8 protein-coding genes are annotated in these 12,541 nt (G+C 37.0%); all 8 read left to right on the top strand.

The window, feature by feature from the left end:
- Positions 1–22: 22 nt before the first annotated feature.
- The 8 genes from rplL (at position 23) to fusA (ending at position 12,398) form a co-directional block, all read left to right on the top strand.
- A complete protein-coding gene (gene rplL, locus BTJ66_RS08320; RefSeq protein WP_099090506.1) occupies positions 23–391 on the top strand; it encodes a 50S ribosomal protein L7/L12 in 369 nt (122 codons plus the stop codon).
- Between the two features lie 223 nt (positions 392–614).
- Entirely contained in the window at positions 615–1,223 is a 609-nt protein-coding gene (locus BTJ66_RS08315) for a class I SAM-dependent methyltransferase (protein WP_099090505.1), read from the top strand.
- A gap of 199 nt (positions 1,224–1,422) precedes the next feature.
- A complete protein-coding gene (gene rpoB, locus BTJ66_RS08310) occupies positions 1,423–4,974 on the top strand; it encodes a DNA-directed RNA polymerase subunit beta (protein WP_099090504.1) in 3,552 nt (1,183 codons plus the stop codon).
- A gap of 166 nt (positions 4,975–5,140) precedes the next feature.
- The gene (rpoC, locus tag BTJ66_RS08305; RefSeq protein WP_161940547.1) at positions 5,141–8,731 is read left to right on the top strand and encodes a DNA-directed RNA polymerase subunit beta'; all 3,591 of its coding nucleotides are present in this window, start codon (positions 5,141–5,143) and stop codon (positions 8,729–8,731) included.
- Between the two features lie 153 nt (positions 8,732–8,884).
- On the top strand, positions 8,885–9,139 hold the full coding sequence (locus BTJ66_RS08300; RefSeq protein WP_099090502.1) for a ribosomal L7Ae/L30e/S12e/Gadd45 family protein: 255 nt from the start codon (positions 8,885–8,887) through the stop codon (positions 9,137–9,139).
- Positions 9,140–9,233: 94 nt separating this feature from the next.
- On the top strand, positions 9,234–9,647 hold the full coding sequence (gene rpsL / locus BTJ66_RS08295; protein WP_002484156.1) for a 30S ribosomal protein S12: 414 nt from the start codon (positions 9,234–9,236) through the stop codon (positions 9,645–9,647).
- Between the two features lie 70 nt (positions 9,648–9,717).
- The gene (gene rpsG / locus BTJ66_RS08290; protein ID WP_002484155.1) at positions 9,718–10,188 is read left to right on the top strand and encodes a 30S ribosomal protein S7; all 471 of its coding nucleotides are present in this window, start codon (positions 9,718–9,720) and stop codon (positions 10,186–10,188) included.
- A gap of 119 nt (positions 10,189–10,307) precedes the next feature.
- Positions 10,308–12,398, top strand: coding sequence for an elongation factor G (gene fusA / locus BTJ66_RS08285; RefSeq protein WP_099090501.1), 2,091 nt, complete (start codon positions 10,308–10,310; stop codon positions 12,396–12,398).
- The last annotated feature ends 143 nt before the right edge of the window (positions 12,399–12,541 follow it).

Genomic DNA, 12,541 nt, shown 5'->3' with positions numbered 1-12,541 from the left:
AATTAATGGAGGAATATTAAAAATGGCTAATCAAGAACAAATCATTGAAGCAATTAAAGAAATGTCAGTTTTAGAATTAAACGACTTAGTAAAAGCAATTGAAGAAGAATTTGGTGTAACTGCAGCAGCTCCAGTAGCAGCAGCAGGCGCAGCTGGTGGCGGAGACGCTGAAGCTGAAAAAACTGATTTCGATGTTGAATTAACTTCAGCTGGATCATCTAAAATCAAAGTCGTTAAAGCTGTTAAAGAAGCTACTGGCTTAGGATTAAAAGACGCTAAAGAATTAGTTGACGGAGCTCCTAAAGTAATCAAAGAAGCTCTACCTAAAGAAGAAGCTGAAAAACTTAAAGAAGCATTAGAAGAAGTTGGCGCTACAGTAGAATTAAAATAATTCTAGCTGGCTAACAGTTTATAATTATATATTGAAGATTGTTTGTGTTGCTTAATGCATCAACTACTTCGGTACGTTGAGATTAAACACTTAGGACAGTCTGATATCTTTGAGAAATGAAAACCCCGTTATCCATATAACGGGGTTTTATCTTATTTGATCTATACCTATATTAAATGGGTATAGTATTAATCTAAGAATAATTAGATTAAAGAGGTGTGTCATGAGTCATTACTATGATGAAAATCCTGAAGTAGAAAGTGATGAATTGCTTTTTACGTACTCCTACGATAACCATGATTTAGAACTAGTTACAGATTCAGGTGTATTTTCCAAAGGTAAAATAGATTTTGGTTCTGATTTATTGGTGAAAACTTTTTTGAAAGCATATCCCCCTGGTCCCACGAAAAAAATTATAGATGTAGGTTGTGGCTATGGCCCTATCGGTTTAATGATTGCAAAGGTTTCCCCACATCATGAGGTGACAATGGTTGATGTCAATCAACGTGCACTATCATTATCAAGAAAAAACAAAAAGCGAAACCGCATAGATAATGCTGAAATAAAAGAAAGTGATGGTCTATCACAAGTAGAAGATAACACGTATGATTTTGTGCTGACTAATCCACCGATTAGAGCAGGTAAGCAAGTCGTTCATAGTATTTTAGAGGATGCAAAAAGTAAATTAAAACAGGGTGGCGCCCTTTATGTTGTTATTCAAAAAAAGCAAGGTATGCCATCAGCGAAGAATAAAATGCAAGATACATTCAATAACGTGGAAATATTAGATAAGCGCAAAGGCTACTACATTTTAAGAAGTGTAAAAGGTTGATTAAACAGCTGTATTCTGATATAGTAATAGAATGTAAAAATTTATGTTCAATAAGTGTGTACTTTTACGTATAAATTAACAATGTATATAAGGTGAAATAGAAAATGGTGTCATGAGTATGCTACCGTTTTCTTTTTGTCTAATTATATTTGGTGATTTAGTAAAAGTAAAACACGCAATTTTTGAGGGGTGAATCTGTTTGGCAGGTCAATTTGTCCAATATGGAAGACATCGTAAACGTAGAAACTATGCGAGAATTTCAGAGGTATTAGAATTACCGAATTTAATTGAGATTCAAACTAAGTCTTACGATTGGTTCTTAGAAGAAGGTTTATTAGAAATGTTTAGAGACATTTCTCCGATTGAAGATTTCACAGGTAATCTATCTTTAGAGTTTGTAGATTACAGACTTGGAGAACCGAAATATGATTTAGAAGAATCCAAGAACCGTGATACAACGTATTCTGCACCTCTACGTGTAAAAGTACGTTTGATTATCAAGGAAACTGGCGAAGTGAAAGAGCAAGAAGTGTTTATGGGTGATTTCCCATTAATGACAGATACAGGTACATTCGTAATTAACGGTGCTGAACGTGTAATCGTTTCACAATTAGTTCGTTCGCCATCCGTATACTTCAATGAAAAACTAGATAAAAATGGTCGTACCAACTTCGATGCTACAATTATTCCAAACCGTGGTGCATGGTTAGAATATGAAACAGATGCAAAAGATGTTGTTTACGTACGTATCGATAGAACTAGAAAATTACCATTAACAGTATTATTACGTGCTTTAGGTTTCTCAACTGATCAAGAAATCGTTGATCTTTTAGGTGACAATGAGTACTTACGTAATACTTTAGAAAAAGATGGTACAGAAACTACAGATCAAGCGCTTTTAGAAATCTATGAGCGTTTACGCCCTGGTGAACCACCTACAGTTGAAAATGCTAAGAGTCTTTTATATTCTCGTTTCTTTGATCCGAAACGTTATGACTTAGCAAGTGTAGGTCGTTACAAAGCAAACAAAAAACTTCATTTAAAACATCGCTTGTTTAATCAAAAATTAGCAGAACCAATTGTTAATACTGAAACAGGTGAAATTGTAGCTGAAGAAGGTACAGTACTTGATCGTCGTAATCTTGACGAAATCATGGATGTACTTGAAGCAAATGCTAACAGTGAAGTCTTTGAATTAGAAGGTACAGTGATTGATGAACCAGTTGAAATTCAATCTATTAAAGTTTATGTCCCTAACGATGAAGAAGGACGTACAACTACAGTGATTGGTAATGCATTCCCTGATTCAGAAGTGAAATGTATTACACCAGCTGATATCATTGCTTCAATGTCTTACTTCTTTAACTTATTAAGTGGTATTGGATTTACAGATGATATTGACCATCTTGGTAATCGTCGTCTACGTTCAGTAGGTGAATTATTACAAAACCAATTCCGTATTGGTTTATCAAGAATGGAACGTGTTGTACGTGAAAGAATGTCTATTCAAGACACAGATTCTGTAACACCACAACAATTAATCAATATTCGTCCTGTAATTGCATCTATTAAAGAATTCTTTGGTAGTTCACAATTATCTCAATTCATGGACCAAGCTAACCCATTAGCTGAGTTAACACATAAACGTCGTTTATCAGCACTTGGACCTGGTGGTTTAACACGTGAACGTGCGCAAATGGAAGTACGTGACGTTCACTACTCTCACTATGGCCGTATGTGTCCAATTGAAACACCTGAGGGTCCAAACATTGGACTTATCAACTCGTTATCTAGTTATGCACGTGTGAATGAATTCGGTTTTATTGAAACACCTTATCGTAAAGTGGATCTTGAAACGAATGCAATTACTGATCAAATTGACTATTTAACAGCTGATGAAGAGGATAGCTATGTTGTTGCACAAGCAAACTCTACATTAGACGAAAATGGACGTTTCACAGCGGATGAAGTTGTTTGTCGTTTCCGTGGTAATAACACAGTTATGGCTAAAGAAAAAATGGACTACATGGACGTTTCACCTAAACAAGTTGTTTCTGCTGCGACAGCATGTATTCCTTTCTTAGAAAACGATGACTCTAACCGTGCATTGATGGGTGCAAACATGCAACGTCAAGCAGTGCCATTGATGAATCCAGAATCACCATTTGTAGGTACAGGTATGGAGCACGTGGCAGCACGTGACTCTGGTGCAGCGATTGTTGCAAAACGTAAAGGCCGTGTTGAACACGTTGAATCTAATGAAATTCTTGTTCGTCAACTTATTGAGGAAGATGGTCAAGAATACGAAGGTGAACTAGATCGCTACCCATTAGCTAAATTCAAGCGTTCAAATACAGGTACATGTTATAACCAAAGACCTATCGTTACTTCTGGTGACGTAGTGGCTAAAGGCGAAATATTAGCCGATGGTCCTTCAATGGAACTTGGTGAAATGGCATTAGGAAGAAACGTAGTTGTAGGTTTCATGACTTGGGACGGTTACAACTATGAGGATGCTGTAATCATGAGTGAACGCCTAGTTAAAGATGATGTATATACTTCTATTCATATTGAAGAGTATGAATCAGAAGCGCGTGATACGAAACTAGGACCTGAAGAAATTACTCGTGATATCCCTAACGTTTCTGATAGTGCACTTAAGAACTTAGATGACCGTGGTATTGTATACGTCGGTGCTGAAGTTAATGATGGTGACATTTTAGTCGGTAAAGTAACGCCTAAAGGTGTAACAGAATTAACTGCAGAAGAACGTTTACTGCATGCGATTTTTGGTGAAAAAGCACGTGAAGTTCGTGATACATCATTACGCGTACCTCATGGTGCAGGTGGTATTGTTCTAGATGTTAAAGTCTTTAACCGTGAAGAAGGAGACGATACATTATCTCCAGGTGTTAACCAATTAGTTCGTGTTTATATCGTTCAAAAACGTAAAATTCACGTAGGGGACAAAATGTGTGGTCGTCATGGTAACAAGGGTGTCATTTCTAAACTTGTTCCTGAAGAAGACATGCCTTATCTACCAGATGGTACACCAATCGATATCATGTTGAACCCACTAGGTGTTCCATCACGTATGAATATCGGACAAGTATTAGAGCTACACTTAGGTATGGCTGCTAAAAACTTAGGTATTCATGTTGCATCGCCAGTATTTGATGGTGCGAGTGATGAAGACGTATGGTCAACAATTGAAGAAGCTGGTATGGCACGTGATGGTAAGACAGTATTATACGATGGACGTACGGGTGAACCATTCGATAACAGAATTTCAGTCGGCGTTATGTACATGCTGAAACTTGCACACATGGTTGACGATAAATTACACGCACGTTCAACTGGACCATATTCATTAGTAACGCAACAACCACTTGGTGGTAAAGCACAATTTGGTGGACAACGTTTCGGTGAAATGGAAGTATGGGCACTTGAAGCATACGGTGCCGCATATACACTTCAAGAAATCTTAACGTACAAATCTGATGATACAGTAGGTCGTGTGAAAACATATGAATCTATTGTTAAAGGTGAAAATATTACTAAACCAGGTGTTCCTGAATCATTCCGCGTATTGATGAAAGAATTACAAAGTTTAGGATTAGACGTTAAAATTATGGACGAGCATGACAATGAAATTGACATGCAAGATACTGAAGATGATGACGTAGTTGAACGTAAAGTGGATCTTCAACAAAAAGATGCACCAGAATCACAAAAAGAACTTACAGACTAATTGCATTTAAGTTTATAAATGAATATGCCGTGAAGAGATGTGTGCTTGATTGTGCACGCTCTACACGGAATATTTCGTTATTAATATAGAGCAATCAATCAATTTGCACAGCTAATCTAAATTGAAGGAGGTAGGCTCCTTGATTGATGTAAATAATTTCCATTATATGAAAATAGGACTTGCTTCACCTGAAAAAATCCGTTCGTGGTCTTTTGGTGAGGTTAAAAAGCCAGAAACAATAAACTATCGTACTTTAAAACCAGAAAAAGATGGTCTATTCTGTGAAAGAATATTTGGACCTACAAAAGACTGGGAATGTAGTTGTGGTAAATACAAACGTGTACGTTACAAAGGCATGGTTTGTGACAGATGTGGTGTAGAAGTAACTAAATCTAAAGTGCGCCGTGAAAGAATGGGTCACATTGAATTAGCTGCGCCGGTATCTCACATTTGGTACTTCAAAGGTATTCCAAGTCGTATGGGTCTATTATTAGACATGTCACCAAGAGCGTTAGAAGAAGTTATTTATTTTGCTTCATACGTTGTTGTTAATCCAGGTCCAACAGGATTAGAGAAAAAGACATTATTATCTGAAGCTGAATTTAGAGATTACTACGATAAATTCCCAGGTAAATTTACTGCTAAAATGGGCGCTGAAGGTATTAAAGAATTACTTGAAGAAATCGACTTAGATGCTGAACTTAAACATTTACGTGATGAATTAGAATCAGCTACTGGTCAAAGATTGACACGTGCAATTAAACGTTTAGAAGTTGTTGAATCATTTAGACATTCTGGTAATAATCCAGCTTGGATGATTTTAGACGTACTTCCAATTATCCCACCTGAAATTAGACCAATGGTTCAATTAGATGGGGGCCGTTTTGCAACAAGTGATTTAAATGATTTATATCGTCGTGTCATCAACCGTAACAATCGTTTAAAACGTTTATTAGATCTTGGTGCTCCTGGCATCATCGTTCAAAACGAAAAACGTATGTTACAAGAGGCTGTAGATGCCCTTATTGATAATGGTCGTCGTGGTCGTCCAGTAACTGGACCAGGTAACCGTCCGTTAAAATCTCTTTCACATATGTTAAAAGGTAAACAAGGTCGTTTCCGTCAAAACTTATTAGGTAAACGTGTGGATTATTCAGGTCGTTCAGTTATTGCAGTTGGACCAAACTTGAAAATGTATCAATGTGGACTACCTAAAGAAATGGCGCTCGAGCTATTCAAACCTTTCATAATGAAAGAATTAGTACAACGTGAAATTGCTACAAACATTAAAAATGCGAAAAGTAAAATTGAGCGTATGGACGATGAAGTATGGGACGTATTAGAAGACGTTATTAAAGAACATCCAGTTCTTTTAAACCGTGCACCTACACTTCATAGATTAGGTATTCAAGCATTTGAACCTACACTTGTTGAAGGTCGTGCGATTCGTCTACACCCATTAGCTACAACGGCATACAATGCCGATTTTGATGGTGACCAAATGGCTGTTCACGTACCATTATCTAAAGAAGCTCAAGCTGAAGCACGTATGTTAATGTTAGCTGCGCAAAACATCTTGAACCCTAAAGATGGTAAACCAGTAGTTACACCATCACAAGATATGGTATTAGGTAACTATTACCTTACTTTAGAGCGTAAAGAAGCAGTGAATACAGGTACGATTTATAATGATACAAACGAAGTGCTAAAAGCGTATGCAAATGGCTATGTTCATTTACATTCACGTATTGGTGTACATGCGGGATCATTTAACAACCCTACTTTCACTGAAGAACAAAATAAAAAAATCTTACTAACTTCAGTTGGTAAAGTAATATTCAATGAAATCATTCCAGATTCATTTGCATATATCAATGAACCAACACAAACGAACTTAGAAAATAAAACACCTGAAAAATATTTCATTGCACCTAATGAAATTGGGGAAGAAGGCTTAAAAGCTTACTTCGATGAACAACCGTTAATCAAACCTTTCAATAAGAATTTCTTAGGAAATATTATTGCAGAAGTCTTTAACCGTTTCAGCATTACGGACACGTCAATGATGTTAGACAGAATGAAAGACTTAGGATTCAAGTTCTCATCTAAAGCAGGTATCACTGTTGGTGTATCTGATATTGTAGTATTACCAGATAAACAAGATATTTTAGACGAACATGAAAAATTAGTAGATAAAGTAACGAAACAATTCAATCGTGGTTTAATCACTGATTTCGAACGTTACAACGCAGTTATTGAAATTTGGACAGATGCCAAAGATCAAATTCAAAACGAACTAATGGGATCACTTGAAGAAACAAACCCAATCTTCATGATGAGTGACTCAGGTGCCCGTGGTAACGCATCTAACTTTACACAGTTAGCAGGTATGCGTGGACTTATGGCTGCACCTTCTGGTGAGATTATTGAATTGCCAATCACTTCATCATTCCGTGAAGGTTTAACAGTGTTAGAATACTTCATTTCTACTCACGGTGCTCGTAAAGGTCTTGCCGATACTGCACTTAAAACTGCCGATTCAGGTTATCTTACTCGTCGACTTGTTGACGTTGCTCAAGATGTTATTGTTCGTGAGGAAGATTGTGGTACTGACCGTGGTTTACTTGTTTCTGATATCAGAGAAGGTACAGAAATGATTGAACCGTTCATTGAACGTATTGAAGGTCGTTATTCTAAAGAAACAATCCGTCATCCAGAAACAAATGAAGTGATTGTTCATCCTGATGAATTAGTTACTGCAGATATCGCTAAGAAAATTACTGATGCTGGTATTGAGGAAATGTATATCCGCTCAGCATTTACATGTAACACACGTCATGGTGTATGTGAAAAATGTTACGGTAAAAACCTTGCAACTGGTGAAAAAGTTGAAGTTGGTGAAGCAGTTGGAACAATTGCTGCCCAATCAATTGGTGAACCAGGTACACAGCTTACAATGCGCACATTCCATACAGGTGGTGTAGCAGGTAGTGATATCACGCAAGGTCTTCCTCGTATCCAAGAAATCTTCGAGGCACGTAATCCTAAAGGTCAAGCAGTGATTACTGAAATCGAAGGTGTTGTTGATGACATCAAGCTTGCAAAAGATCGTCAACAAGAAATCGTGATTAAAGGCGCAAACGAAACGAAATCTTATCTAGCTTCTGGTACATCAAGATTGAAAGTAGAAGTTGGACAAAGTGTTGAACGTGGTGAAGTGCTAACAGAAGGTTCAATCGAGCCTAAGAACTACTTATCTGTATCCGGTTTAAATGCGACAGAAAGTTATTTACTAAAAGAAGTTCAAAAAGTTTACCGTATGCAAGGTGTTGAAATTGACGATAAACACGTTGAGGTTATGGTAAGACAAATGTTACGTAAAGTACGTATCATTGAAGCTGGAGATACTAAGTTACTTCCGGGTTCATTAGTAGATATTCATAACTTTACTGATGCAAACCGTGAAGCATTTAAAGAACGTAAACGTCCTGCAACAGCTAAACCAGTATTATTAGGTATTACGAAAGCTTCTCTTGAAACTGAAAGCTTCTTATCAGCGGCTTCATTCCAAGAAACAACGCGTGTACTTACAGATGCTGCAATTAAAGGTAAACGTGATAACTTACTCGGTCTTAAAGAGAATGTTATCATTGGTAAACTTATCCCAGCTGGTACAGGTATGAGACGTTATAGAGATGTTGAATACGATAAAGTGGCTCCAGAAACTGTAGAAGAAATACAAACTACTGAAATATAATTTTAGAGTTAAATAAACAAGGTGGCCGGCATGGATTGCTCGGTCACTTTGTTTAAATTTTTATGTAAAAATATGATTTAAAGTTGACTCTACAGTGATGAAAGTGTTATTATTATTAAGGTTGATGCAAGCAGAACTTTGGAGGATATCTAGATGTCTAATGAAAAAGTTGCACGCTTTAACAAACAACTCTATGTTATTGGTCTTAAACAAACGCTTAAAGCTTTGAATAAAGATCAAGTTACATCATTGATTATCGCTGAAGACGTAGAAGTTCATCTGATGACTCGCGTGTTAAGCCAAATCAATCACAAACACATACCTGTTTCATTTTTCGAAAGCAAACACGCTTTAGGAAAGTATGTAGGTATAAACGTTAATGCAGCCATCGTTGCATTATTAAAATGAGATTAGTAAGAATTATTCTTACTAAATTTTATTTACCCTTAAAATGAACCACCTGGATGTGTGGGATTATAAAAGAGGAAAGGAGGAACTTTTAATGCCAACTATTAATCAATTGGTACGCAAACCAAGACAAAGTAAATCAAAAAAATCTGATTCACCAGCATTAAACAGAAACTTTAACAGTAAAAAGAAAAAATTTACTGATTTAAATTCACCACAAAAACGTGGGGTTTGTACACGTGTCGGTACAATGACACCTAAAAAACCTAACTCAGCGTTACGTAAATATGCTCGTGTTCGCTTGTCTAACAACATTGAAATTAACGCGTATATTCCTGGTATCGGACATAACTTACAAGAACACAGTGTTGTACTTGTACGTGGAGGACGTGTAAAAGATTTACCTGGTGTACGTTACCACATCGTACGTGGTGCACTTGATACTTCAGGTGTTGATGGACGTAGACAAGGACGTTCATTATACGGAACTAAAAAACCTAAAAAATAAGTTTAAGATTGCGTAAATTTTCGCTATAAATTTAAAAATTATACTATAATAGGAAGGGAGGATTTACATTATGCCTCGTAAAGGATCAGTACCAAAAAGAGACGTATTACCGGATCCAATTCACAACTCTAAATTAGTTACAAAATTGATCAACAAAATTATGTTAGATGGTAAACGTGGAACAGCACAAAGAATTCTTTATTCTGCATTCGACTTAGTTAAAGAACGTAGTGGTCGTGAAGCAGTTGAAGTTTTCGAAGAAGCTATCGACAACATCATGCCAGTATTAGAAGTTAAAGCTCGCCGTGTAGGTGGTTCTAACTATCAAGTACCAGTAGAAGTTCGTCCAGAGCGTCGTACTACATTAGGTCTTCGTTGGTTAGTTAACTATTCGCGTCTTCGTGGTGAAAAAACTATGGAAGAACGTTTAGCTAACGAAATCTTAGATGCTGCTAACAACACTGGTGGCGCAGTTAAGAAACGTGAAGACACACACAAAATGGCTGAAGCTAACAAAGCATTCGCTCACTATCGCTGGTAGGATAGTAGCTTTTTCCCTGAGCATGTTCCACAAAGATAGTTTACTATCGTCGGTGCGTGTTTAGGGCATCGCCATATTTAAAGTATTTATTCGCAGTTATACTGGAAGGAGAAAAATACATGGCTAGAGATTTTAGTTTAGATAGAACTCGTAATATCGGTATCATGGCTCACATCGATGCTGGTAAAACAACTACGACTGAACGTATTCTTTACTATACTGGACGTATCCACAAAATTGGTGAAACACATGAAGGTGCTTCACAAATGGACTGGATGGAACAGGAGCAAGACCGTGGTATCACTATCACATCAGCAGCAACAACTGCAGAATGGGATAACCACCGTGTAAACATCATCGATACACCTGGACACGTAGACTTCACTGTTGAAGTTGAGCGTTCTTTACGTGTACTTGATGGCGCAGTAACAGTATTAGATGCACAATCAGGTGTTGAACCGCAAACTGAAACAGTTTGGCGTCAAGCAACAACTTATGGTGTACCTCGTATTGTTTTCGTTAACAAAATGGACAAATTAGGTGCTAACTTTGAATACTCAGTAAGCACAATTCATGACCGTTTACAAGCTAACGCGCAACCAATTCAGTTACCTATTGGTGCTGAAGACGAATTTGAAGCAATCATCGACTTAGTTGAAATGAAATGTTTCAAATACAACAATGACTTAGGAACTGAAATTGAAGAAATTGAAATTCCTGACGATCATAAAGAAAGAGCTGAAGAAGCTCGTGCGGCATTAGTTGAAGCTGTAGCTGAAACTAATGACGAACTAATGGAAAAATATCTTGGTGATGAAGAAATTTCAATTGCTGAATTGAAAGATGCGATTCGTCAAGCAACTACTGACGTAGAATTCTACCCAGTACTTGTTGGTACAGCATTCAAAAACAAAGGTGTTCAATTAATGCTTAACGCAGTAATTGACTACTTACCTTCACCACTTGATGTTAAACCAATTGTTGGTCACCGTGCTGATAATCCAGAAGAAGAAGTTATCGCAAAAGCTGATGACAATGCTGAGTTCGCTGCTTTAGCGTTCAAAGTAATGACTGACCCTTATGTTGGTAAATTAACATTCTTCCGTGTTTATTCAGGTACATTATCATCAGGTTCTTATGTTAAAAACTCTACGAAGAATAAACGTGAACGTGTAGGTCGTTTACTACAAATGCACGCTAACTCTCGTCAAGAGTTAAACACAGTATATTCAGGAGATATCGCAGCTGCGGTAGGTCTTAAAGATACTGGTACTGGTGATACTTTATGTGGTGAGAAAAATGACATTATCTTGGAATCTATGGATTTCCCAGAACCTGTTATTCACTTATCAGTTGAACCAAAATCTAAAGCTGACCAAGACAAAATGACTACAGCTTTAGTTAAGTTACAAGAGGAAGATCCTACATTCCATGCACACACAGACGATGAAACTGGACAAGTTATCATTGGTGGTATGGGTGAACTTCACTTGGATATCTTAGTAGACCGTATGAAGAAAGAATTCAACGTTGAATGTAACGTTGGTGCGCCAATGGTTTCATACCGTGAAACATTTAAAGCATCAGCTGAAGTTCAAGGTAAATTCGCTCGTCAATCAGGTGGTCGTGGTCAATATGGTGACGTTAAAATTGAATTTTCACCTAATGAAACTGGTGGCGGATTCGAATTCGAAAACGCTATCGTTGGTGGTGTAGTTCCTCGTGAATACATTCCATCAGTTGAAGCAGGTCTTAAAGATTCAATGGAAAACGGTGTGTTAGCTGGTTATCCTTTAATTGATGTTAAAGCTAGATTATTTGATGGTTCATACCATGATGTCGATTCATCAGAAATGGCCTTCAAAATCGCTGCATCATTAGCGCTTAAAGAAGCTGCTAAAAAATGTGATCCAGTTATCTTAGAACCAATGATGAAAGTAACTATTGAAATGCCTGAAGAGTACATGGGTGACATCATGGGTGACGTAACATCTCGTCGTGGACGTGTTGATGGTATGGAACCTCGTGGTAATGCACAAGTTGTAAATGCTTATGTACCACTTTCAGAAATGTTCGGTTATGCTACATCATTACGTTCTAACACTCAAGGTCGTGGTACTTATACTATGTACTTTGATCACTATGCTGAAGTTCCAAAATCAATTGCTGAAGACATTATCAAGAAAAACAGTGGTAATAAAGCTGAATAATTAAACTTGTATTGTACGACAACTGTCTGTACAATACATGTAAAGCTTAATTATGTAGCTTGTAGTTTTATAAATTGATTTTTTGGGAAAAATGCATTATAAAGGAACTATATAGTCCTTTATACCAAAAAAACAGACAATCT

The organism is Staphylococcus edaphicus (assembly GCF_002614725.1).
GTDB lineage: Bacteria > Bacillota > Bacilli > Staphylococcales > Staphylococcaceae > Staphylococcus > Staphylococcus edaphicus.
The sequence above is the reverse complement of the archived record's forward strand: the minus strand, read 5'-3'. Positions and strand labels throughout refer to the sequence as shown.